The organism is Lysinibacillus sp. RU7 (assembly GCF_057837305.1).
This window is the reverse complement of the sequence record NZ_JBYQFK010000015.1, coordinates 56,130-81,262: the sequence shown is the minus strand read 5'-3', so window position 1 is coordinate 81,262 and position 25,133 is coordinate 56,130. Positions and strand designations below refer to the sequence as shown.

At 38.4% G+C, this 25,133-nt stretch carries 26 protein-coding genes; 20 read left to right on the top strand and 6 right to left on the bottom strand.

The genetic code is table 11. The features are described 5' to 3' along the window. Positions 1-33: 33 nt before the first annotated feature. Positions 34-480, top strand: coding sequence for an SRPBCC family protein (locus AC3II9_RS12410; protein ID WP_489155863.1), 447 nt, complete (start codon positions 34-36; stop codon positions 478-480). A 72-nt stretch (positions 481-552) separates the two neighbouring features. Here the strand turns inward: AC3II9_RS12410 and AC3II9_RS12405 are convergent, their stop codons facing one another. From AC3II9_RS12405 to AC3II9_RS12395, 3 genes are read right to left on the bottom strand one after another with little or no spacing between them, the layout of a single operon-like run. Continuing rightward, positions 553-786, bottom strand: a complete 234-nt coding sequence (locus tag AC3II9_RS12405) for a hypothetical protein (RefSeq protein WP_489155862.1) — start codon at positions 784-786, stop codon at positions 553-555. 24 nt (positions 787-810) lie between these two features. Then, positions 811-1,017 carry a hypothetical protein gene (locus AC3II9_RS12400; protein ID WP_489155860.1) on the bottom strand — a complete coding sequence of 69 codons (207 nt, stop codon included), beginning with the start codon at positions 1,015-1,017 and terminating at the stop codon, positions 811-813. Next, complete coding sequence (locus tag AC3II9_RS12395) at positions 1,017-1,616, bottom strand: TetR/AcrR family transcriptional regulator (RefSeq protein WP_489155858.1); 600 nt, start codon at positions 1,614-1,616, stop codon at positions 1,017-1,019. Before AC3II9_RS12395 ends, AC3II9_RS12400 begins: the two co-directional genes overlap by 1 nt. 264 nt (positions 1,617-1,880) lie before the next feature. Here AC3II9_RS12395 and AC3II9_RS12390 point away from each other — a divergent pair, with 264 nt between their 5' ends. The 5 genes from AC3II9_RS12390 (at position 1,881) to AC3II9_RS12370 (ending at position 7,001) form a co-directional block, all read left to right on the top strand. Beyond that, the gene (locus tag AC3II9_RS12390) at positions 1,881-2,975 is read left to right on the top strand and encodes a sensor histidine kinase (RefSeq protein WP_489155856.1); all 1,095 of its coding nucleotides are present in this window, start codon (positions 1,881-1,883) and stop codon (positions 2,973-2,975) included. Further along, positions 2,976-3,620, top strand: a complete 645-nt coding sequence (locus AC3II9_RS12385) for a response regulator (protein ID WP_489155854.1) — start codon at positions 2,976-2,978, stop codon at positions 3,618-3,620. A 92-nt stretch (positions 3,621-3,712) separates the two neighbouring features. Continuing rightward, positions 3,713-4,645, top strand: a complete 933-nt coding sequence (locus AC3II9_RS12380) for an ABC transporter ATP-binding protein (protein ID WP_489155852.1) — start codon at positions 3,713-3,715, stop codon at positions 4,643-4,645. 11 nt (positions 4,646-4,656) lie between these two features. Then, complete coding sequence (locus tag AC3II9_RS12375) at positions 4,657-5,901, top strand: ABC transporter permease (RefSeq protein ID WP_489155850.1); 1,245 nt, start codon at positions 4,657-4,659, stop codon at positions 5,899-5,901. Continuing rightward, entirely contained in the window at positions 5,901-7,001 is a 1,101-nt protein-coding gene (locus AC3II9_RS12370) for an ABC transporter permease (protein WP_489155848.1), read from the top strand. Before AC3II9_RS12375 ends, AC3II9_RS12370 begins: the two co-directional genes overlap by 1 nt. A gap of 83 nt (positions 7,002-7,084) precedes the next feature. Here AC3II9_RS12370 and AC3II9_RS12365 read toward each other — a convergent pair whose 3' ends face one another. After that, entirely contained in the window at positions 7,085-8,341 is a 1,257-nt protein-coding gene (locus tag AC3II9_RS12365) for a BaiN/RdsA family NAD(P)/FAD-dependent oxidoreductase (protein ID WP_489155847.1), read from the bottom strand. A 739-nt stretch (positions 8,342-9,080) separates the two neighbouring features. On the opposite strand from AC3II9_RS12365, the gene AC3II9_RS12360 reads away from it, so the two are divergent. The 3 genes from AC3II9_RS12360 to AC3II9_RS12350 all read left to right on the top strand — a co-directional run bounded on the left by AC3II9_RS12360 (position 9,081) and on the right by AC3II9_RS12350 (position 13,043). Next, positions 9,081-10,694 carry a putative polysaccharide biosynthesis protein gene (locus AC3II9_RS12360; protein WP_489155845.1) on the top strand — a complete coding sequence of 538 codons (1,614 nt, stop codon included), beginning with the start codon at positions 9,081-9,083 and terminating at the stop codon, positions 10,692-10,694. A gap of 11 nt (positions 10,695-10,705) precedes the next feature. Beyond that, positions 10,706-11,413 carry a pseudouridine synthase gene (locus AC3II9_RS12355; protein WP_489155843.1) on the top strand — a complete coding sequence of 236 codons (708 nt, stop codon included), beginning with the start codon at positions 10,706-10,708 and terminating at the stop codon, positions 11,411-11,413. Positions 11,414-11,549: 136 nt separating this feature from the next. Then, positions 11,550-13,043 (top strand): GGDEF domain-containing protein, encoded by a 1,494-nt coding sequence (locus AC3II9_RS12350; RefSeq protein ID WP_489155842.1) that lies wholly within the window; start codon positions 11,550-11,552, stop codon positions 13,041-13,043. A gap of 75 nt (positions 13,044-13,118) precedes the next feature. Here AC3II9_RS12350 and AC3II9_RS12345 read toward each other — a convergent pair whose 3' ends face one another. Beyond that, positions 13,119-13,340: a DeoR family transcriptional regulator gene (locus tag AC3II9_RS12345; RefSeq protein ID WP_391369330.1), complete on the bottom strand. Its 222-nt coding sequence runs from the start codon at positions 13,338-13,340 to the stop codon at positions 13,119-13,121. Positions 13,341-13,673: 333 nt separating this feature from the next. Between AC3II9_RS12345 and pepV the strand changes: the two genes are divergently transcribed. The 6 genes from pepV to AC3II9_RS12315 all read left to right on the top strand — a co-directional run bounded on the left by pepV (position 13,674) and on the right by AC3II9_RS12315 (position 19,565). Beyond that, positions 13,674-15,068 carry a dipeptidase PepV gene (pepV, locus tag AC3II9_RS12340; protein ID WP_489155840.1) on the top strand — a complete coding sequence of 465 codons (1,395 nt, stop codon included), beginning with the start codon at positions 13,674-13,676 and terminating at the stop codon, positions 15,066-15,068. Between the two features lie 28 nt (positions 15,069-15,096). Next, positions 15,097-15,948 (top strand): D-amino-acid transaminase, encoded by an 852-nt coding sequence (dat, locus tag AC3II9_RS12335; RefSeq protein ID WP_489155838.1) that lies wholly within the window; start codon positions 15,097-15,099, stop codon positions 15,946-15,948. A 95-nt stretch (positions 15,949-16,043) separates the two neighbouring features. Further along, positions 16,044-17,042 (top strand): nuclease-related domain-containing protein, encoded by a 999-nt coding sequence (locus AC3II9_RS12330; protein ID WP_489155836.1) that lies wholly within the window; start codon positions 16,044-16,046, stop codon positions 17,040-17,042. Then, complete coding sequence (locus tag AC3II9_RS12325) at positions 17,039-17,965, top strand: diacylglycerol/lipid kinase family protein (protein WP_489155834.1); 927 nt, start codon at positions 17,039-17,041, stop codon at positions 17,963-17,965. Before AC3II9_RS12330 ends, AC3II9_RS12325 begins: the two co-directional genes overlap by 4 nt. Before the next feature lie 66 nt (positions 17,966-18,031). Continuing rightward, positions 18,032-18,679, top strand: coding sequence for a tRNA (guanosine(46)-N7)-methyltransferase TrmB (gene trmB, locus AC3II9_RS12320; RefSeq protein WP_489155833.1), 648 nt, complete (start codon positions 18,032-18,034; stop codon positions 18,677-18,679). A 19-nt stretch (positions 18,680-18,698) separates the two neighbouring features. Beyond that, complete coding sequence (locus AC3II9_RS12315; protein WP_489155832.1) at positions 18,699-19,565, top strand: YtnP family quorum-quenching lactonase; 867 nt, start codon at positions 18,699-18,701, stop codon at positions 19,563-19,565. 156 nt (positions 19,566-19,721) lie between these two features. Here the strand turns inward: AC3II9_RS12315 and AC3II9_RS12310 are convergent, their stop codons facing one another. After that, positions 19,722-20,039 carry a hypothetical protein gene (locus AC3II9_RS12310; protein WP_391368515.1) on the bottom strand — a complete coding sequence of 106 codons (318 nt, stop codon included), beginning with the start codon at positions 20,037-20,039 and terminating at the stop codon, positions 19,722-19,724. Between the two features lie 762 nt (positions 20,040-20,801). Here AC3II9_RS12310 and AC3II9_RS12305 point away from each other — a divergent pair. The 5 genes from AC3II9_RS12305 to ytpR all read left to right on the top strand — a co-directional run bounded on the left by AC3II9_RS12305 (position 20,802) and on the right by ytpR (position 25,077). Next, complete coding sequence (locus AC3II9_RS12305; RefSeq protein ID WP_489155830.1) at positions 20,802-21,878, top strand: M42 family metallopeptidase; 1,077 nt, start codon at positions 20,802-20,804, stop codon at positions 21,876-21,878. Between the two features lie 579 nt (positions 21,879-22,457). Beyond that, the gene (locus tag AC3II9_RS12300; RefSeq protein WP_489155829.1) at positions 22,458-22,976 is read left to right on the top strand and encodes a DUF84 family protein; all 519 of its coding nucleotides are present in this window, start codon (positions 22,458-22,460) and stop codon (positions 22,974-22,976) included. A 63-nt stretch (positions 22,977-23,039) separates the two neighbouring features. Continuing rightward, positions 23,040-23,555: a hypothetical protein gene (locus AC3II9_RS12295; RefSeq protein ID WP_489155827.1), complete on the top strand. Its 516-nt coding sequence runs from the start codon at positions 23,040-23,042 to the stop codon at positions 23,553-23,555. Between the two features lie 95 nt (positions 23,556-23,650). Further along, positions 23,651-24,466 (top strand): DUF1444 family protein, encoded by an 816-nt coding sequence (locus tag AC3II9_RS12290; protein ID WP_489155826.1) that lies wholly within the window; start codon positions 23,651-23,653, stop codon positions 24,464-24,466. After that, entirely contained in the window at positions 24,463-25,077 is a 615-nt protein-coding gene (gene ytpR, locus AC3II9_RS12285) for a YtpR family tRNA-binding protein (protein ID WP_489155824.1), read from the top strand. Before AC3II9_RS12290 ends, ytpR begins: the two co-directional genes overlap by 4 nt. Positions 25,078-25,133: the final 56 nt, after the last annotated feature.

Sequence of the window (25,133 nt, the reverse complement as noted above, 5' to 3'; positions counted from 1 at the left end):
TTTACGTAAATCAGATGGAAAGTTGGTATAGTTATGGCGCAAGCATCGCATTCAGTAACAGTTCCAGTAAGCGTAAACCAAGTTTGGGATTTTGTTAGTAAAATTGAGAAATGGGCAACACTCGTTCCGGCATACAAAGAGCATGAGCAAATCGATGAAAACAAATCTGTTTGGACGTTTGAAGGCAATATGAAAGGCCTGAAAAAGACAGTACAAATTGAATTAAATATTGTAGAATATAGCGAACCAAACAATATTAAATTCGAATTTAAAGGGATTACAGAAAACTTCTCAGGTAGCGGTCAGTTCCAAGCAGAAGCACACAGCGACGGTACGAAAATGACAGGCACAGTAGAAGCAACTGCTGGTGGTATTGCTGCAGTAGCATTAAACCCAATGATTAAAATGGTATTACCAAAAGTAACAACACGTTTAACAGAAAAAATTGCTCGTACACTTCAAAGTGTAGGGGTTAATTAAAAAAAGTGTAGGACAACCTCTACACATTGAAACCACCAGTTATACTGGTGGTTTTAGTTGTTTAAAGGGGTATTACATTTTTCTGATTTCAATGGTTGTGGCAATAGAACTGATAGTACTAATCGTCCCTAAAACTAATAAAGGTATCGAAGAATTTATCACGCCTAATGTTACGCCTCCTACTCCTAAAGTAGTTGTAAAATATCTACTAAGTTTTAATTTTGATTTAGTAGCTTTTGTAATAGTCATGTTAACACCGGCCAATTTATTTACCTTTGTGAAAGTGGCATCTAAATATTTAATCATTTTAATTCCTCCGTTTGAATGAATTTATAAGAACATACTAATAGCTGGATTGATTAGTAATAATAAACTAGAAACTAAAAGATAAACGCCATATTTCTTCTTTTTTGCAATACAATATAAACCGACTACGAATACGATGAATGCGAGAGCGAATGACGTGTAGTTAAATATTGCTGCGGAATCATTTTGTAGAAAATGGATAAACAATAGATTGTACGGTAATTGATCCATTAGTTATTCTCCTCCCTATCAGTTTCGAAAATTTGATGGATGGAACTATCAAGTAAAAAGCTGAATATTTCTTGCTTGTTATAGCCAAAGTCCTTTTCCATTGTGGCAGTAAATAATAATGTACTAAAGATTCCATATGCTTGTTCTTTTGAAATTTTTAGCTGTAGACCTGAATGCGCTAAAACATTATGGAGAAAATGTTTATCATTTTCTCTGAAGCTTTCAATTTCTGCTTGTGGTAACTTATTTAAAAATAATACGTAATCAGGACTATTGAAGTTATACAATTTCGGATGTTTTATATATTCTTCAAACAGCCATTTCATCGCTTTTTTAAAACCTTCAACACCTGAGGTAGTCTGCATAATCGAATGCCATTGTTCTTTCAATTCATCTTGAATCATCAATAGCACTTCTAGAAAAAGTTCCTCTTTTGTTTCATATAATCTGTAAAAAGATCCGGTTGATATGCCCACTTCCTTCGTCAGAAAAGCGATGTTCGTTAATTTATATCCTTTCGTTTTCCAACCAGTTGCGCAAGCTTTGCGCAACTTTTCTTTCAGCAATTGAATATCTTCCACTGTAAAATTCTTACCCATTAAATGCTCCTTTCATTAGTGTCCACACCTTTTAGTGAATATTAAAATAAAAATATTCATGAATATAATTTAACTAATATTCATTTAAATGTCAAACTTTAGAAAGGGCAAGCTTATTTAATTTTAAGTTCCGATTTCATTGTATCTTTAGACTAAGATGTATTATTATACTAATTATTTATAATGTGGTAAAATTTGTTCTTTTATTTAAGAGAATGAATTAAGCTGTAAGAGTGTAAAAAAACACTAGATAGGAGAGCGTAAATGAAGTTTTTGGTCATGCCGTATGTTAGTTTATTAATTTTAATTGCAACATTCATTATCCATACGTTTTTAACGAAACAATCGATTACGGCGGCTTTTTTTGTTTGTGCCGCTATTTTGACATTGTATTTCACCACACCACTTATGAGGAAAGTGCGGGGTATTAGTTATGTATTAATCTCACTGATTCTTTTTGGCGGGGGATTTGCCTCACTTGATCTTTTATACATATTGCCACTTATCACTTTTTTTATGATAGAAGGGAGTTTTTCGCTCCCGTCTAAATCATATGGTATATTTATTGGTTTCATTATTGCAGTGAGCATATGCTTCACGATTGGTCAGTGGATGCCGCTGTATAGTTTGTTCTTTGTCATTGGATTAGCTGTTTGTTCGTTACTATTGCATTACTATATTAAAGCTTCCAATGAAAAAAACATCTTATATGAGGAGTTACTAGGACAGTATCGTGCCTTAAAGCGTTTATCGGTTGAGCAGGAGCAGCTTGTTCGTGCACAGGAACGGACAAAAATTGCGCGGGATATGCATGATTCAGTAGGGCATAATTTAACGGCTTTGCTCATGCAAGTGGAGATGATGTCGATTCAAAACTCTACGGATTTACTAGATGAGGTGAAAGAACTTGCTAAAAAAAGTCTTGATGAAACACGCTATGCGGTAAGACAGCTAAAATCGGCTGAAACGTATGGCATTGAATCCGTTTTGCAATTAATTCGGAAGTTAGAGATAGAAAGTCGTTTGCATATTCGTTTTACTATTGAAAAAGGCGTATTATCCTTAGCGATTTCCAATAATCAGAGCATCGTGCTATATCGCATTTTACAGGAATGTTTAACGAATGCGATGAAATATAGTGAGTCGAAGGAGGTTGATATTATTTTAGGCCGAGATTCCTTACAACAAATATGCTTTACTGTAAAAAATAAAGTGAGTACACCTACACCGATTGTGCTTGGCTTTGGGCTAAAAAATATGACGGAGAGAATACAGGAAATTGGTGGACGCTTGCAAGTTTATAAAACAGAGCAGCAATTTATCGTAGAAGGTTCTTTTCCGCTAAAGGAGAGCAAGTAAATGGCATATCACATTTTATTAGTAGAAGATCAACTGATTGTGCGAAATGGTTTAAAGATGATTATTGAGCAAGATCCATCCCTTTGTATTGTAGCCGAAGCTAGCCATGGGAAGGAAGCATTGGAGCAGCTCGAAAAAGTGCATGTTGATCTTGTGTTACTAGATATCCGCATGCCTGAGATGAACGGGATAGAGGCAACAAAGCATATTCGACATCGCTTTCCACATATGAAAATACTTATTTTAACAACATTTGATGATGAAGAGTATGCGTATCAAACATTAAAAGACGGAGCAAGTGGCTTTTTATTAAAATCTGATGAGCCAACAAAACTGATTGCAAGCATACACAGTGTTTTAATCGGTGGGATGGTCATTCAAGAAGATGTTGCCGCTAAGCTGATGCCAAAATTATTACATCAATCGATTACGCCAATGCAAACAGAGCAATCAACAACTTTTACAGAACGTGAAGTAGACATTATTAAACTTGTTGGAGAGGGCAGAACGAATAAGGAAATTGCCGCTACGCTGTATTTGTCAGTTGGTACGGTGAAAAATTATATTACGAATATTTTAACCGAGCTGGAGCTGAGGGACCGTACACAGCTGGCCATTTATGCGGTACGTAATGGATTTGTGTAAAAAGTGACGGAGGTCATATGAAGAAATGACGCTAGCTAGTCGTCGCAATATGTGTAGATTGCTAAAGTAGTACATAAGAGGAGGTTATTGCGATGATAGAAATTGTGAATTTGACGAAAACATTTAAAAAGGTGAATGCTGTTGATCATTTGAATTTGCATATTGAGCCAGGGGAAATCGTCGGTTTACTTGGACCTAATGGTGCTGGGAAATCAACGACGATCGCCATTATGTCTACCCTTATTCAACCGACAAAAGGGGATGTTTTATTACAACATAAAAGTGTGCTGAAAAATCCAAGTACACTAAGAAAAGTATTAGGTGTTGTACCTCAAGAAATTGCATTATATGAGGAGTTAACAGCTCGAGAAAATTTAGAATTTTTCGGCAGTATTTATAAAATTCCAAAGAAAAAATTAACCGAGCGTATCGATACGGTATTAAAGCAAATTGGGCTTGAGCATGAAGTGAAGAAGTTGGTCAAACACTATTCCGGTGGGATGAAGCGTCGCCTCAATATTGGAGTGGCACTACTGCATGAGCCAGAATATTTAATTATGGATGAACCGACAGTCGGGATTGACCCACAATCAAGAAATCATATATTAGAAACGGTGAAAAGGCTCAACAAAGAGTCCAATACAGCGATTATTTATACAAGTCACTACATGGAAGAAGTAGAGTACTTATGTGATCGGATTTATATTATGGATAAAGGACGCATCATTGCAGCAGGGTCAAAGGATGAAATTAAGGCCATTTTATCGTCTGAAAAAACGATTGTATTAAAGCTAGAAAAGCATTGTAATGATTTTGCTACAGCTTTAATGGGGCAAGGTGCTTTATCGAATGTACATGTGAAGGAAGCTGATATTTCATTTACTGTGGCGAAAAATACAGACTTTCTACCAATTCTTTTACCGTTATGTGAAAAGTACGGCATCGTGTTAAAAAGCTTTCATGTAGAAGAGCCGACCTTGGAGGATGTATTTTTACATTTAACAGGTCGTGCATTAAGGAATTAGGAGGGGAAGTCATGTTTTTAGCGCTTATTCGCAAACAGTTAAAAGTATTATGGCGTAACCCTCAAGAGCTCCTGATTCTTCTATTGTTACCGATTGTACTAATTAATATTATTGGGTTTGCATTAGGCTCTTTAATGGGGCAGGATAGTGAAGCGATTCAGATTGACGTGGCGCTACTACAACAGGATGATGAACAGCAAGGGCTTCAAGCGTTCGTAGAGACGATGTCAGTAGATGAACAGATAGAAGATCGCTTAGTCGATATGCTCCCCATTTCGATGCTTGTAGACAAAGTGTTTAAAGAGATGGAAATGCAGGAACTGTTGACTGTAACGAATCTGAAACCGAATGAACTGGAAGATGCTCGTAGTAAAGGGGATTATAGTGCCATTATTGAAGTACCTAAAGGATTTACCGAGGCGTTTTATCTGTCTATTTTTGCTGGCGGAGAAAGACCGAATCTTCAAGTGTATTTAAATGATAATAAGGAAATTACAGCATCCGTTATACAAAGAGTCTTAGATTCGTATCAGTACCAGTATTCACTGATGACTCAGTTAGCGTCAAATGGTTATTTATCAGAGGAGGTAGTATTGCCAGAAATAGAAATCGCATCTTCTATCTCAACAGTGAATGAAAAAGAGCCGATTTCAACGAGTGCGTATTATACATTTAGTATGAGTGTTATGTTTATTTTATATATGGCCGGGACCATTGCGAGTCAAGCTTATTTGGAAAAGCAGATGCACATTTTTGACCGTATTGTATTAGCGAATATACAGCCTGCGATTTACTTAATGGCCATTTGTATGTCGACCATTATTTTATCGATGCTTCAAATAGGTATTTTATTTGTTGTAGCTTACTTTATGTTTGATATTTCATTTACGAATGCACCTATGTATTTAGTTGTAACATTTATGCTAGCACTTGTAGTCGGTACTATCGCGGCACTGCTTTCAGCGCTGAATTATCGTATTAATTCTGCAGGCGCTTCGAATGCTTTTAGTACGACATTTGTGGCGATTTTAGCTTTGTTAGGTGGGAGCTTTTTTAGCTTTAGTAGTTTTGCCCCTACGATTGCAGCAATTGGCAATTGGACACCGAATGGAGCAGCCCTTCAAAGTTACTTAGCGCTGCAGCAAGGGGGCACTTTTGACCAAATTGCCTCTTATATGGGCATATTAGGCATGTTAGCGATAGTTTGTTTTATAGTAGCCTTTGTATTGTTTCCGAGAAGAGGTGGGGTCGTATGATGGATATTTTAAAAACAAAATTTTTATTGTTAAAAAGAAAGCCAAGCGAGTTTATTGTTATTACGATCATCATATGTGTGTTTGCGTATATTATGGGGGTTGGCCAACAAGCAAAGCAACCAATTGCGGTTCATTCTGCATTAGATGAAAAGCAAACAGAACAAGTATTAAACGAATTAGGGAAATTATCGAACTATGAATTTTCTGTTTATGAAGAAGATGAGGCAAAGGTTTTAGTAGAAGAGGGGAAAGTAGATGTTGCGGTTTTTTTACAGGATTATCGTTATGATTTAATCGTGTCGAGGGATTTTATGAATGCGACCTTGTTTCAAAATGAGCTCAAGACCATTTATCAGAATATCGTACAACAGTTTGCGATTGTAAATGCTTATCCAGAGGAAATGCAACAAGAGGTGACAACTGCTATTTCACAAGCCAAAGTAGAACCGAGTTTAGCTATTCAGTATAACAGTTTTGGGAATGATAAAGGTTTTGAATGGGATCCTAAGCTGCATAGTTTGTTTGGCTTTGCACTATTTATGGTCATCTATACGGTAGCAAGTGGTGTGAATCATCTTGTGATGGAGCGAAGAAACGGTGTATGGAATCGATTAACGGTTGCCAGTATTCAAAAATGGGAAGTGTATATAGCGAATTTAACGTATACATTTTTGCTCGGTTATTTGCAGATTGTCATTGTGTTATGCATCTTTCATTTTGGTGTAGGGGTTGATTTTTATGGAGGGTTTGCACAAAGTCTCATTGCGGTCATTCCATACTTGCTTTGTGTCATTGCCATTGCTATTTTTGTTGCTTCTATTGCGACTACACCAGGACAGTTTAATACGGTTATGACGGTGCTTGCAATTCCATTTGCGATGCTCGGTGGTGCTTATTGGCCGTTAGAAATTGTTTCATCCCAAGTTATTTTAGCGTTATCGTATATATCACCGATTACGTACGGTTTGGAGATTTTAAAGGGTGTTACCATTGGCGCTAATACTTTCATAGAATTACTTCAGCCACTAAGCTTATTATTATTTATGACGGTCGTTTTTATGGGCGTAGGTATTAATGTACTGGAGAAAAAGAGTAGTTAAATCAAGAAGTGAGCGTTTCGTTGCGCTCACTTCTTTTTAGATGATATGTTCGCGGGTAAATTCTGAACCTATCAATCCCTTACCTAGCGGCTTGCACCGGCACTCATGCCAGCGATGCGTCCTGTGACAAGGGCAGATGTAATATTATAGCCGCCTGTGTAGCCGTGGATATCTAAAATTTCGCCGCAGAAGTATAAGCCTTGTTTCACTTTTGAAGCCATTGTTTTCGGTTCAATCTCTTTTACGGAAACCCCCCCACCTGTCACAAATGCTTTGTCCAGTGATTGTGTGCCATGTACATCCATCGTAAAGCTGATTAATTCGCGAGCGAATGCGCGGATTTTGTCTTGTGATAGCTCCACCCCTGTTAAAGAGGCATCAATATTAGCGCGTGCTAATAAAAACAGCAACCAGCGCTCAGGCACGAGCGATTTCCATAAGTTTTTGACTGCTTTTTTCGGCTCATCTTTAATGGTTTTATTGAGCATTTGTAAGCATGTCTCTTCGTTGTGATTTACAAGTGATTGGATACGGATTTGTACCGGCGCTCCGCCATTTTTTTTCCGTTCTTTCACAACAAATTGGCTGCAGCGTAAAATAGCAGGACCGCTTAAGCCAAAATGAGTGAATAGCATGTCCATTTGATGCGTAATGATTGCTTTACCTTTTTTATTGAGGACAGATACTGCAACATCACGTAGTGCTAAACCTTGTAGCTCACGTGATTGAATAAATGGTTCTTTGGATGTGATCGGTACTTCGGTTGGATATAGTTCTGTTACGGTATGACCTGCACGCTCTGCCCATGGATAGCCGTCACCCGTTGATCCTGTTTGTGGTACAGCCTTTCCACCAACCGCGACAACGACTGCTTTTGCACGTAGCTCTGTTCCATCAGTGAGGCGAACACCATAAATTTTTTCATCGTCCATCAGTAGTTTACTAACAACTGTATTTAAACGAACATCTACTTTTAACCGTTTCATTTCATTCACTAATGCATTTACAACATCTTGTGCACTGTTTGAGACGGGAAACATACGTCCGTGATCTTCTTCTTTTAATTTCACACCTAGTCCTTCGAAAAACTCAATAATATTTTCATTATTATAAATCGTAAAAGGACTATATAAAAAACGACCGTTCCCTGGAATGTGTTTGACGATTTCGTCTACTGATAGGCGACTTGTGACGTTACAGCGACCGCCGCCTGAAATAGCCAGTTTTTTTCCGACTTTCGCTCCTTTTTCTAGTAGTACAACTTTTTTATGTTGTTCAGCGGCTGCAATTGCGGCCATTAAGCCGGATGGACCCCCACCCACTACAATTACGTCTATCATAGTAATAACTCACTTTCTTTTTCGATTTGCGTACCCACTATTATACACGAACTAATAATGAGTAAATCACTAAACATATATTACCATTTGAGTAACCGTTGCTTTCCGCTCCGGCACTCGCTTTCCACGGGCGAGATCAAGCCTCCTCGTCGCTCATGCTTCGCTCCTGCGGGGTCTTGATTGCCTCGCTTTTCCCGTAGGAGTCTCGCACCTCCGCTACAAGCAACTATTGTTCAATAGAAAATAAGTTGCTAAAAAATAATGAAAGATTCGCATTCATTACAGTGGAGACTGGGCGATTATAAGTACAAATGGAAAGAAAATGATTTCTTTTAGAGAATAGAAATGTTTTTCTATCATATCGAGAAGCATTTACTTTTGCCGTAGCGCGCCATAGCCACAGGAGCCGGAACAGGAGATCCAAACAGGCCACGCCTGTTTTAGCTCCTGTGCAGGCTGTGGCAAAGCGCGGAGGCTACGATTACGCTTTAGTTTAATATTATACTGATATTTTTAGGATATATCTTTGCTCATTACGAGCACGAATTAGAGAAATGAATTGAGTAAATCCGTTTTGCCATGTAAACTAACAAATAGATTGTTTTTTTAAAGGCATCCTATTGCACTATTTTGACGTGAATGGTGTTTTTCTAACATGTGAATCATAGGTACAATTGTTTAGAATAACATGATACATAAGCGAACATATTTTTATTTTAAAAAGGATTGGAAGGGTTGTATGTCCTCATTGATGAAAGGTACGGCAATATTAACAGTCGGCCTATTTTTATCGAAAGTGCTTGGTCTTATTTATGTTTTTCCATTCTACGCGATTGTAGGGGAAGAAAATATCGTGCTATACCAATATGCCTATATTCCATATAGTATTATGTTATCGATTGCGATTTCAGGGATTCCGCTTGCGGTATCGAAGTTTGTAGCGAAGTACAATGCAATGGGCGATTATGAAACGGGCAGAAGGTTACTTCGCTCGAGCACGAAATTAATGCTGTTAAGTGGTTTTATATCATTTTTATTTCTCTATGCGATGTCAACACCGGTTGCCCATCTCGTTATTAGCGATAAAAAACAAGCTTTTACTGTGGAAGAAGTGGCAGATGTTATTAAATGGGTGAGCTTTGCCTTAATTGTTGTGCCATTTATGAGCTTACTGCGCGGGTTCTTTCAAGGGTATGGTCATTATTTGCCGACATCTGTGTCACAACTTATTGAGCAAATTGCACGCATTATTATTTTATTAGGTGGTTCATTTATCGTTGTCTTTTTGCTAGATGGAGATGTCACGACAGCAATTAACTTTGCGGTATTTGCGGCGTTTATCGGTGCAATTGGTGGATTGTTCGTTCTTTCTTATTATTGGAAAAAACTAAAGCCAGAATTTGATTTAAAGCTACAGCAAGGCATTACAACAGCAGAGAAAGTACCGTTATCGGATTTATATCAGGAAATTTTGAAGTATTCCGTGCCGATTGTGTTTGTTGGGTTGTCTAATCCGTTATTTCAAGCGGTTGATATGATTACATTTAACCGTACGATGATATCGATTGGGCTTGCTGAAGTAACAGATACGTATTTCAGTATGTTAAACTTTTTAACACATAAAATTGTTATTATCCCCGTAATGCTTGCAACAGGCTTCTCGGCAGCATTAATTCCAACGATTACGGAATATTATACACTTGGGAAGTATAACGCTTTACGACATGCGATGGATAAGACGTATCAAGTATTGTTATTTGTTACGGTACCTGCAGTAGTGGGAATTATGATACTCTCGCCTTATATTTATCATGTGCTTTATCAGGAAAGCGAGATGGGGTCAGCTGTACTTGCCCATTATGCACCAGTGGCGATTTTGTTTGCCTTATTTGCTGTTACGGCTTCTTTATTACAAGGAATTGACTACCAAAAGTGGATTGTGTTCAGTTTATTGTCCGGTGTTTTAACGAAGCTTGTACTAAATATTCCACTTATTAAGTGGTTACAAGTTGACGGCGCTATTTTAGCGACAGCAATTGGTTATGGCGTCACAATTAGCATTAATATTTATGTGATTCACAAAGCATTAGACTATCAATCAATTATGGTACGTCGGCGCGTTTTATTAATTTTTATTTTAACAGGACTCATGGCAGCATCGGTTGTTCTGGCCATTGCACTACTTAATACATTCTTATCACCACAGACAAAATTAATAGCGATCGTGTATTGTATCGTTGGTGTGAGTGTAGGAGCGGGCGTATACGGACTAATTTCTTTCCGCATTGGCTTAGCGCAAAAATTACTTGGTGCAAGAGCAACGAAAATCGCTCAGAAATTAGGGTTTAAATAGGAGGATGCGGCATGCGTTTAGATAAACTACTTGCGAACATGGGCTATGGTTCGCGAAAAGAAGTAAAGCAATTATTAAAAGAAAAAGCAGTAACAATCGACGGCGCTGTTGTTAAAGATGCAGCGATGAAAGTAGATCCGGAGACGCAAGACGTATCGGTTTACGGTGAGCGGGTTGTTTATACAGAGTTTATTTACTTAATGATGAATAAGCCACCAGGTGTTATTTCGGCAACAGAAGATCGATATGACGAAACGGTGATCGATTTACTAGATCCGTTAGCGCAGCATTTTAAGCCGTTTCCTGTAGGAAGATTAGATAAGGATACAGAAGGTTTATTGCTTATTACGAATGATGGCAATTTAGCGCATAATTTATTGTCGCCGAAAAAGCATGTTCCAAAAACGTATTATGCAACCATTGAGGGTGTTGTTACGGAAGCGGATATTGAGGCATTTCGTAAAGGCGTTGAGCTAGATGATGGTTACGTGACAAAACCAGGAGAACTGGTCATTTTAACATCGGATGCGATTTCCGAGATTGAGCTAACGATTCAAGAAGGGAAATTCCATCAAGTGAAACGTATGTTTGAATCCGTTGGTAAAAAAGTCACGTATTTAAAACGGTTATCAATGGGTTCTCTGTTGTTGGATGAAACGCTTGAACTTGGTGAGTATCGAGAATTAACAGAAGAAGAGTTGGGGAAAATATTGAAATAAATAACAAAGATGTTTCTATTTTGTAAAGAAACATCTTTTTTCTTTTATATTAGTACTAAAGTAAGGTATAATTAGAAATGTCGGAAAATAGGAAGTACTTTTGGTGTTACATAGATAAATGGAGACGTAGAACTTTATGAAGAAATTACAAATACGATTACTCTTATGTTTAATTACTTTTTCTATTATTTTAGTATCTGTAGTAACATTTACAAATCAAGAATTATTGCGTAAGGATATAAAAGCAGAACAACAAAAAAGCTGGGAGCTAATTGAAAATCATATTTTAAGTGATATGAGAATCATTGATAATGCCCATTATTACTTTGATTCTGTTGTGTCTGAACAATTAGAAACAGAGCTGCGTAAAATGGCTGCCCTTTACGAGGAAAATCCAGATGTGTCGAAGTGGGATTTGGCTGCTTTAAAGGCACAGCATGGCTATGAAATTTATATTTTAGATGAAACGAATACAGTAATACATACGACATTTACATCCGATTTAGGACTCAGCTTTTCCGCTTGTTGTAGTAAATTTTCCGCAAGCTTAGACAAACGACGATTGTCTGGACAATATTATTCAGATGCGATTAATATTTCAACGACTACAGGCGAATTATGGAAGTACAGTTATTTAGCTACGCCAGACAAAAAATATTTGCTGGAGCTTGGTTTGAATGCATCAAATGTCCCGCTTTTTCAAACCTTTAACTTCTTCAAAACAGCAACAGATTTAAACAACAAGTATGATGACTTATTAGAAGTGCGCATTTTAAATTCTGGAGGCTATTATTTAGATGCCAATCCAGGAGAAGATTATAAAATTGAACATGAAGCTAAATCATTTAAAGAGGCGTATGAGAAGGCATTACAAACGATGGAGCCTGTAGAGTACACGGATCAATTAGCAGATGGTTATATGGAAATATCAAGGTTTATCCCTTATCAGGCAGAGCAAGTACGGGGGGCATCAACGAAACGTGTGATTTATATGAAATACGGGAATAGCAATGAACTAGCTTCGTTAGAGCGGAACATACAACAATTCTGGTTAATTTTAGTGATTGCTATCGTGACGTCATTAATTTTACTCGTGGTCATTAGTGGTATTTTAACGAAAACGATTCGGCTAGCAACATTTGATCCGCTCACAGGTGTGAATAATCGCGCCTCTTATGTAAATGTAATGGACGAGCTACTTCAACGAAAACGGAAAGACAATGTAGTAGGGCTCCTTTTAGTCGATTTAGATAATTTTAAACAAGTCAATGATCAACACGGACATATGGAAGGTGACCGTATTTTAGTTGATACAGCGGCTATTTTAAAGAACGTAGTGAAAAAGGAAGGAGTCGTCGCACGCTTTGGCGGTGACGAATTTGCGATTGTGTTACCGAATGCAACAGTTGATCGGGTGGAGGCAATTGCTCATGAGGTGTTACAAGCCTTTCGGATGAAGAAGGGGACGGATGAAGCATGGGAGGTCCTGTCAATTAGTGTTGGTGGAGCACTGCAACAAGATGAAAAGGAAACGGAAGCGATGCTTTTTGCACGGGCAGATAAGGCATTATATCAATCTAAAAATAGAGGGAAAGATTGCTATACAATGTATGGTTTTACGGATAAATAAAGAAGTTTAAGCTAAAAAGAATGCTCCCCGACGAAAAGGAGCATTCTTTTTTATTGCATGGTTGTTTTTTTTGTTCTATGAAGTTAGCTTTACTTTTTTCTTCGTCGTTGTCCATTTACCTCGACTTGGGCTCATAACCAAGTCGTTGAAGGCTAACACATTCAAATCTCTTTGAATGGTGCGAGGAGTGATGTTAAACTCTTCGACTAAATCCTGTGTAGACACTTCTCCTTTATCAAGAATAAACATGTACACGTCTTTAATACGATTAAGCATTCTATCAGTAGTTGGTTTCATCATTTAATGAACCACTCCTTCATCTTAATTCTCATGGCAAAGACTAGCGGACGACAAGTTGTGCTGGGTGCACAAAGGCTTTAAATTTCTGCCTTAGACAGCCCCTTTTCATATTAAATTTTATCAGAACAAATATTCTGATAAGATTATTATAGCGAAAAATCGATGAAATTTCTATATATTGTGTGTAAATATTAGAATATTTACATTGACAACACAATTTTTAATAGATTTTACTCAAATAAAAAGGAAAGTTAGTTTATTTTAGGGATGAAAGTTGTAATCTTAAGAAATAAGAGTAAAATAGCGATATTAGAAATTGAGGTGTTCTAAATGGATTGGTTAAAGTTAGCGAAGGAACGACAGGAAGAGCTATTAAATGAGCTTCGTGAATTGTTGCAAATTGAGAGTGTATTAAACGAAGAACAAGCAACACCAGATGCACCGTTTGGACCAGGGCCACTACAAGCACTACAGTTTATGTTAAATAAAGGGCAACAAGAAGGCATGACCGTAAAAAATATTGACAATATGGCTGGACATATTGAAATGGGAGAAGGAGAAGAACTGCTCGGTATTTTATGTCATGTCGATGTTGTGCCAGCGGGGAATCCTTCGATGTGGACATATCCACCATTTGAAGGACGAATTGTTGATAGGAAGCTATATGCACGTGGGGCAATTGATGACAAAGGACCAACAATGGCAGCATGGCTTGCAATGAAAATGGTGAAAGATGCGGGTATTACGTTAACTAAACGTGTCCGAATGATTATTGGTACGGATGAGGAAAGTGGTTTCCGTTGTGTGCACCGTTATTTTGAAACAGAGGAAATGCCGACGATCGGATTTGCGCCAGATGCAGACTTTCCGTTAATTAATGCTGAAAAAGGGATTGCGCATCTCGTATTGACACAAAAGTTAGCACCGGATGGAGAAGAAGTACTTCTGTCATTTGAGGCTGGTAAGCGCACGAATATGGTGCCTGACATAGCTATTGCAGTGCTTAAACAAGCGTCAGAGCAGATTAGTGCGAAGTTTCAGAAGTTTTTATCACAAAATAGCACAGAAGGTACTTTAAATTTAGAAGGTGACCGCTATATAATAACTATTAAAGGAAAATCTGCGCATGCAATGGAGCCAGAGCAAGGTCGCAATGCAGCTGTATTACTTGCGAAGTTTTTAAAATCCGAGCTACGTATCGGGGCGGGTGCTGAGTTCGTTCACTTCATCACAGAGGTGTTTGATGGGGACCATACTGGTTCTGTACTCGGGTTTCAATATCGGGATGAGATGTCAGGGGAGACGACGTTAAATCCTGGTATTGTCACATTTGGTGAACAAGGTGGCGTCATTGAAATCAGTATGCGTTATTCTGTGACGTATCCGTTTGATGAGAAAATGACGGATATACAAGCACATATGACAGACACACCGTTTACGCTTGATATAGCGGGAAATTCGAAGCCGCATTATGTATCGGAAGATGATGACCTTGTACAAACGCTTCTTTCTGTGTATCAAAAGCATACAAATGATTTTTCGAAAGTTTTATCGACCGGTGGCGGTACGTATGCACGCGTATTAAAAAAAGGCGTTGCATTCGGCATGCTATATCCTGGGGAACCGGATGTAGCACACCAAGCAGATGAATATGTTGTAGTAGACAATTTAGTGAAAGCCGCTGCTATTTATGCAGAAGCCATTGTTAAATTAGCTAGTAAATAAATCTTAGAAGAGAAAAGGATGAGTACAGGTGGGTTACAGTTTATGGAATGACCGCATCGTAGCGGACAATGAGGTAGTAGTAGATAAAGAAGATCGCGGTTATCAGTTTGGTGACGGCGTATATGAAGTAGTCAAAGTATACAACGGACAATTATTTACATTAGAAGAGCATGTAGAACGTTTCTACGCTAGTGCAGAAAAAATTAAAATTACAATTCCTTATACAAAAGACAAGCTATATACATTACTGCATCAATTAGTGGAAGCAAACGAGATCAATACAGGTCATATTTATTTCCAAATTACACGTGGCGCTTGTCCACGTAATCATATTTTCCCTGGCGATGATGTAGTGCCAGTATTAACAGGGAATGCCAAAGAAAATCCACGCCCAGTGGCAAACTTTGAAAACGGTGTAAAAACAACGTTTGTAGAAGATATTCGTTGGTTACGCTGCGATATTAAATCATTAAACCTTTTAGGTGCTGTACTTGCCAAGCAGGAAGCGCATGAAAAAGGTTGCTACGAAGCGATTTTACACCGTGGAGAAACAGTGACAGAAGGTTCATCTTCTAACATTTATGGTGTGAAAGATGGCGTTCTTTACACACATCCAGCAGATAACTTCATTTTAAATGGTATTACACGCCAAGTGATTTTAAAATGTGCTGAAGAGATTGGTCTACCAGTAAAAGAAGAAGCTTTCACAAAAGAGCAACTGCTTGCAATGGATGAAGTCATTGTATCTTCAACAACTTCAGAAGTGACACCGGTTATTGATATTGACGGTACAGCAATTGGTGGCGGTAAGCCAGGTGAGTGGACACGTAAATTACAAGCACAATTTGATACAAAAATTCCACAGCCAATTGAAGCATAATAAGTACGAAAGTAGAGGGGCTCTTATAGCGACCTCTACTTTTTTCATGTAGAATAATAAAAAGCTATAATTAGGAAAAAATGGGGAGTGTGTATATGGCTCAATTAGTGAAGCTACAAGATTATATTTCACGCTATCAAATCGATTTAGCTCGTTACCCAACACAATTTGTGCGATTGAAAAAAGGGCAGTGGGAGCGCGTAAAATATCAATGGCAGACAGGTGGAGATATTGGGCAATGGGAACATATAGAGGTCGAAGCTGAAGAAGTTCCAATAGAAAAATCACGTTTCTCCTTTTTGAAAAAATTACTACCAAATCGTGCAAAAGAAGACGAGAAAAATGAGGATGTTGAATCAGTAGATGTTTCAACGGAACTAGATGAGGACTATATCCCAGAGGAAGAAACCACGCTTCATTTCGAACCGAATATTGTATATAACCCTCAAACAATGGCTGAATTAAAGCATATGTTTATGGATCAATTTTTCCATTTCCAAATAAAGTGGGCTAGCTCGACATTACGTGAAAAATCATATGTAGACCCAAAATTTATGCGTGATACGTTGCTTCGTTCGTTATTGCAAACGTTACCAGACAGCTATTTAATTTTTTATCGTCCGATTTTACGTTTAAAGAAAGCGCCTATTGAACTGGAAATTATTATTCTGACACCAACAGATTGTTATGTTGTCAAAGTATTGGAGGAAGAGAATCAAGCGGTTTACATAGGTGGTGGGGAGCGTTTCTGGACGAAAAAAGTAGGGAAGCTTGATAAAAAAACGCTTAGCCCCATCATTGATTTAAATCGGACTGAGGCAATCGTAACGCGATTATTTCAAGAAGAAGGAATTGAAATCCCTATTCGAAAAGTCATTTTATCACGCAATGGCTATATTGATTATCCGGGTACGGTGTATGGGTTACAATTTATTGATAAACGGAAGTTTCCGCAATGGATGGAGCAGTTAAAACGATCTGTTTCGCCGATGAAACATATGCAAATCCGTGCAGCACAAGCGATTTTAAAAACTGCCGAGACAACCTCCTTCCATCGTGATATTTGGCATGTAGAGGCATCAAAAGAGCAGTGAAGCTAGCATTTATCATTAATGAATTTGCTGGTAATGGTAAAGGACGTCGCATATGGAAAAACCTTAAACGGAAGTTAACGGTACCGTATGAAGCGCATATCTCACATTATTCCAAACATGCCTTTTTGCTCGCTCGTGAGTTAGCTGAACGTGCGACAAATGATAAACAACAAGTATTATTGATTGTCATTGGTGGAGATGGGACGGTTCACGAAGTAGTAAATGGTTGTGTAAATTGTAACTATATTATACTTGGGAATATACGTGCAGGTTCGGGGAATGACTTTGCACGTGGCTTTTTTGCATTTCGCAATGCGCAGGAGATTGCATCGTTTTTACACAAACCAAACGTGAGAAACATTGATATTGGTCACATACAGTGTCAGAATGAACATTTTTTTGTGAACAACTGTGGGATAGGTTTTGATGCGTTTGTCGGTATAAAAGCAAATGAGTCAAATATAAAGAAATGGTTGAATAAAATAGGGATGGGGAAACTGAGCTATGTGTATTATATCGTGTTAGGACTGTTCTTGTTTAAGCCGTTTTCGTTAACAGTACAGCATGGGGGACAGAGGTTGCACTATGATCAAGTATGGTTTGCGACTGTGAGTAATCAACCGTATTTTGGTGGTGGAATGAAAATTTCACCGCATTCGATTACGACAGATGGTAAATTAGAGTTAACAATTGTACATAAATTATCTAGGTTAAAGTTTTTAACGATATTCATGACTGTCTTTTTGGGCGTACATACGCGTTTTTCACAGGTTGTACAGCTGAGCGGAGAGACGTTTCAATTTCAAGGTGACCGTATGTTACCGTGTCACGCAGATGGTGAAGAAATAAACGATCACGGGTTTGCATTGAACGTAAATGTTCGTCCTGCAGTAATAAAAATAGCGGAAAGATTATCGGATTAAAGCAAAAGGAAGAGAATTACGCTATAATAGCAAATAGATGTAAGTTATAGAAAAGAGGAAACAAAAGTGAGATTAAGAAATAAGCCTTGGGCGTTAGATTATATTAATGAGCATACAGATGTGATCATTCCGAATCCTGAGGACTATCAAGGTAAGTGGCATGAAGTATTTGGCAATAACAATCCTGTACACATTGAAGTAGGTACAGGAAAAGGACAATTTGTGCTAGGCATGGCAAAGCAAAACCCCGATATTAACTATATCGGCATCGAGCTATTTGATAGCGTGATTGTATGTGCTTTAGAGCGTATTGTCGAAGCAGATAAGCCAGCAAACTTACGCCTATTAAAAGTAAACGGGGCGAAGTTACAAGAATATTTTGCAAAGGGCGATGTAGCTCGCGTGTATTTGAATTTCTCGGATCCTTGGCCAAAAACGCGTCATGCAAAGCGCCGTTTAACGCATGAAGGGTTCTTGAAGTTATATGAGTCAGTTTTAATCGATAACGGTGAAATTCATTTCAAAACAGATAACCGCGGATTGTTCGAGTATTCTTTAGTAAGCATGAATCAGTATGGGATGCGTTTAAATTATGTATCATTAGATTTACACGCTGAAATGCCTGAGGATAATATTATGACAGAGTATGAAGAAAAGTTTTCGGCTAAAGGTCAACCGATTTATCGATTAGAATCGCAATTTTTAACTAAATAGTATTAAGGGGGATGTATGGATGGATGAATTAGTATTTCATAATATGAAACTTACTTGGTTAAATGGGGGTGTCACGGCGCTAGATGGTGGTGCGATGTTTGGGGTTGTACCAAAGGCGCTATGGTCACGTAAGTATCCTGTAAATGATAAAAATCAAATCGAATTAGCTTGTGAGCCGATTTTAGTGCAGTATGAAGGGAAAAATTATTTAATTGATACTGGGGTAGGATTTGGCAAGTTAAATGAAAAACAGCTTCGTAATTACGGTGTATCAGAAGAGTCGACTATTTTTGAAAGTCTGCAAGAGCTTAATTTAAAAGCAGATGATATTGATGCCGTTTTAATGACGCATATGCATTTTGATCACGCAGGTGGTTTAACGTATTGGGAAGGTGAGACGCTTGTTCCAACATTTCCGAATGCAACCATTTACGTGACACAACTAGAATGGGATGAAATGCGTAATCCGAACATGCGCTCACGTAATACGTATTGGAAAGAAAATTGGGAACCAGTACAACACCTTGTAAAACCGTATGAAGGTGAGCTTGAAGTAGCTCCAGGTATTAAAATGATTCATACAGGTGGTCATAGTGAAGGGCATGCTATTGTGCGTTTAGAGCAAAATGGCGAAGTGTTACTACATATGGCGGACATTATGCCGACACATGCGCATCAAAATCCGTTATGGGTCATGGCATATGACGATTATCCGATGACAAGCGTGTTTGCGAAAGAGCGTATAATGAAAGAAGCGTTTGAGAATGGCTACAAATTCATTTTCTATCATGATGCATATTACCGCATGCTTCAGTGGGATGCGACGGGAAAAGAAATCGTAGACAGCTTAAAGCGCTCAAACGAAGCGTTCATTCAATTTAGTTAAATAAATGACCGTGTCTCTTATGGAGAACACGGTTTTTTTACTCTTCAGAAAGTTCATGGGCAAAAAGAAGGGACTGTTCAATGCTGAACAGCCCCCTTTACTATTTATAAAAAACGATCATGCTCCTGTGGTGTCTCGGAAGAACTTTAGACGCCCTTAGCTAACGAGTTGCAGATCTACAACAGCTCCTGTACGAGCATCGGCTGCAAATTCATATGTTTCCATTTCGCCGTCTTTCATACGAGAAATGCCCCCACGGTATACAGGGATGGCTGTAAAACCATTTGTGAAGTTTTCGGTTTTCATGTAAATCCATGAGCCGTCGATCGGTGAGTCCTTTTTAAAGTCCTCTTTAATATTTTCTAAAATTTCATTGGCCGATTTATAAGGTGACACTTTTTCTGTTACTTCTTTAATGATAACTGCTGCAGCCAAGCCTGTTACGACTCCCAACATAAAATCACGTAATTTCATCCTAAGCCCCTCCTTCATCTCTTTATTACTTTACCATAAGTGAAAAAAGTTGTAAAAAGCAACCTATTGCTCATAGTAAGTAAAATATAAAACATATATTACCATTTGAGTAACCGTTGCTTTCCGCTCCGGCACTCGCTTTCCACGGGCGAGATCAAGCCTCCTCGTCGCTCATCCTGCGCTCCTACGGGGTCTTGATTGTCTCGCTGTTCCCGTAGGAAGCTTTGCACCTGCCGCTTCACTTCTGGTGCAGAAAAACATTGCTCTGTAGCGAAAGGCGCATGCCGTCAGCTACACTCTCGCACCTTCGCTACAAGCAACTATTGTTCAATACAATAATGGGTTGCTCAAAAATAATGAAATATTCTTATTAATTACGGTAAAGGCTGGGGCAATTATACTTACAAATAGAAAGAAAAGGATTTCTTTTAGAAAAGAGAAATGTTTCTCTAGAATATCGAGAAGTATTCACCTTTGCCGTAGCGCGCCATAGCCACAGGAGCCGAAACAGGAGATCCAAACAGGCCACGCCTGTTTTAGCTCCTGTGTAGGCTGTGGCAAAGCGCGGAGGCTATGATTACACTTTATTTTAATATCTTTTACTATTCACTTGATATTTTTAGGGTGTATTTTTGCGCATTGCGAGCCTGTTGGTAATATTTTCTATAGCATTGTAACTACTACATTTTGTTCGGATTACGAAATATAAAGGGGGTGTGTTATAATAAAAGTACATATTAACGATGAGGAGTTGTCTACAAAATGAATCAAGAGACAATGCAACTGTTTAAAACGTTGACTGAGCTTCCGGGTGCCCCAGGTGATGAGCGTGCAGTACGCAATTTTATGCGGTCTGAGCTTGAGAAATATTCAGATGAAATCGTCCAAGATCATTTAGGTGGTATTTTTGGTGTACGTTATGCACAAAAGCAAGATGCACCCAAAATTTTAGTAGCTGGTCATATGGATGAAGTAGCATTTATGGTTACTTCGATTACTGATAACGGCATGATTCGTTTCCAAACGCTTGGCGGTTGGTGGAACCAAGTAATGTTGGCGCAACGCGTGATTGTGTACACGAAAGACGGTGAAATTCCAGGTGTTATTGCGTCCATCCCACCACATCTTTTAACGGATGCAGAGCGCGCGAAACCGATGGATATTAAAAATATGCTGATTGATATTGGTGCAGATAGTAAAGAAGATGCATTGAAGATAGGTGTACGTCCAGGACAATCGATTCTGCCAGTTTGCCCATTTACACCAATGGCAAACCCGAAAAAGATTATGGCCAAAGCATGGGATAACCGTTATGGTTGTGGGCTTGCGATTGAGCTATTAAAGGAACTAAAAGATCAAGAAGTGTCAAGTCATGTGTACTCAGGAGCGAATGTGATGGAGGAAGTAGGTCTTCGTGGCGCTCAAGTATCAGCTCATATGATTAAACCAGACTTATTTTTTGCTTTAGACGCTTCACCAGCTAATGATATATCCGGTGATAAAAAGCAATTCGGTCAGCTTGGAAAAGGACCATTGCTTCGGATTTATGATCCAACGATGGTCATGCACCGTGGCATGCGTGAATTTATTTTAGATACAGCTGAATCGAATCATATTCCCTATCAGTATTTTGTCTCGCAAGGCGGCACAGACGCAGGGCGTGTGCATACGGCGAACGACGGTATTCCATCAGCTGTTATTGGTATTTGCTCCCGTTATATTCATACGGCAGCTTCTATCATCCATGTGGATGATTATGCCGCTGCGAAAGAATTATTAGTAAAGCTTGTACAATCAGCAGATCAATCTACAATCGACTCCATTCGCTCGAATGTATAACATAACTAGCTGTGGGGGGGATCTTTTACTTAGCTATGAAAAAATGTAGTATGAATACAATGAGGATTTGTATCTCTTCAGAAAAGTTTTAATTTACGTACCTGAATTTTAGAGAAATATCCATAATTTTCATACACAAAAAAGATGCCCACTTGAAGGGCATCTTTTTTGCAGTTAAAATAGTCAAAGTGATGTAATTCACAAGAAACGATTGTATGTATAAGTTAACTTTATTCTTTACAAAAGCTAGGAAATTGTAGCCAATGTAAATGTAATTAAATATACACCTTAAAATGCGATTCAATATCAAACTATGTTCTTGATTAAAAAAGGTAGGAATCTAAAAGTACATGGAGTGAAGGGCGGCGAGTGTAGCTGACGGCATTCGCCTTTCGCTACAGAGCAAAGCTTCCTGCGGGAAAAGCGAGAAAGTCGAGACCCCGCAGGAGCGAAGAATGAGCGACGAGGAGGCTCGACCTCGCCCGCGGAAAGCGTCCGCCCGTAACGGAATGTGCGGTCAAGTACATGTTTTGGTGAAGAGCCTAAAATGTAATATAAAAATGCATGGAGATGAACGGCTTGTTAATAGCGATTGGAACTAAAAATAAAGCGAAAACAGCGGCAGTTGAAGCAATTGCGGCTCAATACTTTGACAATAGTGTATTTGAATATGTCAGTGTACCATCGGGTGTGTCTGAACAACCATTTTCAGATGCTGAAACACGACAAGGTGCCATTAATCGTGCGCTTAATACACGTCAAGTGACCAATGCAGATCTGAGCTTCGGTTTAGAAGGTGGCGTTTATGAAATAGACGGTAACATGTATTGTTGTAACTGGGGGGCGGTGGCATTAAAGAACGGAACAGTTATTTCAAGTTCCGGTGCTTCTTTTATGTTACCTGAAGAAATTGCTGTAAAGTTGCGTGCTGGAGAAGAGCTTGGCCCTGTCATGGATACCTTTACAAAAACAAAGGATACTCGCCATCACGCAGGGGCAATCGGCATTTTTACAGACGGACTAGTTGATCGCCAAGCAATGTTTGAACATATTGTTACACTTCTAATTGGTCAAGTACTCTATTATTTGAAACAGTAAGCATCATTTTTGCGTTTTAATAAGTAAAAATTTTAAAATAAATAACGAAAGTGAGGGAGTATGGTGAATCGGAAATGGATTCATTTAATTGGGATAAGTTTAATGTTACTAGTATTAGCGGGTTGTGGAAAAACGGTAGAGGAACAAATTACAGAAGGCGTTTCACTCGCAGCGACAACTTTTGAAGCGCAGTCGGTACAGCCGACAACTGAGATTGGTAAAATTAACGTCTATTTACCAACTGGTTATAAAGTAGAAGAAGGGGCGAATGAAATGAATTATATTTTCTCCAAAGGAAAAGATTCATTTATTTTATTCGTTAATACAATTGAAGCAGAAGATAGTCGTTTGCATTACGAGAATTTAATCAATGATTCCACTTTAAAAGTGATAGAAAAAGAGACATTTGAATTTGAAGAAGCCTTTGGTTTTACGGCGGTCATTGAACATAGCGAAAAAGAGTATGAGCTTGTTGTGTCAAGTGGTGGCGTAAAAATGACAACGATTTCAGCCAATAAAAAAATCGATGAGAAATTAACGGAAATGATGGAAATTGTCCGTTCTGTACAAGTGCAATAATCGTACAAAGGGCATCATTTTTGATACAATAGTATGTAAATACACGTGACGGTTCACTGTTGTGAGCCGTTATTTCTATGTAAGGAAGTGATTGTTTGAAATCCTCACAATTAGTAACAGAGTTAAAAAAGCGACTAGGCGAAGGACAGTTCGACTGGGCATTTGATCAAGAGAAAGATCAAGTACGTTTAGAGCATAAAATACTTGGGCGCGGCATGAATATTTCATTGCCAGAAATTTTAGCAAAATATGCACAAAAGAAAGACGCAGCGATTGTTGACGTTGTTTATACGATTGAACAAACATTTAAAGCGATGGAACGTGAGCAAGCAGAAGGGTTTGAAGGATTAGCCCAAGTGTATCCCATTATTCGTTCCGCTTCATTCCCGAGAAATTCAAAAGAAGGTAGTCCGTTTGTGACAACAGAGCATACGGCGGAAACACGCATTTTTTATGCGCTAGACATGGGGACAACCTATCGTTTAATCGATGAATCCATGTTAGTGAAATTAGGCGTCACAGTAGAACAAGTACGTGAGGCAGCCCGTTTTTCTGTAAAGAAATTACGAACTGATGTCAAGCGTGATGAAGTAGCAGGCAGTATTTTTTATTTTGTCAATCATAATGATGGTTATGATGCGAGTCGCATTTTAAATGAAGCGTTCCTCAAGGAGATGCGTCAAAAGATTGAGGGGGATATGACCGTATCTGTGCCACACCAAGATGTGCTAATTATAGGTGATATTCGGTCAGAAGTAGGGTATGATGTATTAGCGCAGTTAACAATGCATTATTTCACGGTTGGCACTGTACCAATCACCTCGCTGTCGTTCGTTTATGAGGACGGCAAGCTCGAGCCAATGTTTATTTTAGCAAAAAACAAAGTAACAAAGGAGCAAGAAAAGAAATGAATGTAGCTTATAACAAACAATACGTTGGTGACGTATTATTAGTCCAATTAGCAACTGAATCCATTGTAAAAACAGTTGTAGAGAAAAAAGGCGATATTGTCATTTTAAAAGAAGAAGCAACAGGGGAAGTAAAGGGCTTTAATTTATTTAATGCTAGCAAATATGTAGCACTTGACGTACAAGGAAATGTGGAAGTGACACCTGAACTAGTAGAGAAATTAAAAGCGGCTATTGACGAAAATGGCGCTGATCTTTCGCTAGATGTAGACTTCTCTCCAAAATTTGTTGTTGGTTATGTAGAGGAAAAGGAAAAACATCCAAATGCTGACAAATTAAGTGTTTGTAAAGTAAATGTTGGCGACGACACATTACAAATTGTATGTGGTGCACCAAATGTGGAAGTAGGTCAAAAAGTAGTTGTAGCGAAAATTGGTGCTGTCATGCCATCAGGTTTACTTATTAAAGCAGGTAACTTACGTGGCGTTGATTCATTCGGGATGCTTTGTTCAGCACGTGAGCTAGCGATTCCAGGTGCACCAGAAGTGAAAGGTATTTTAGTATTAGAAGAAGATGCAGAAGTAGGTTCAGCTTTTGTAGCACCAACTAAATAATTACAAGGCTAGTGCAGGTATTTTTTTACTGTACTAGCTTTTTCTTTTAGAAATAT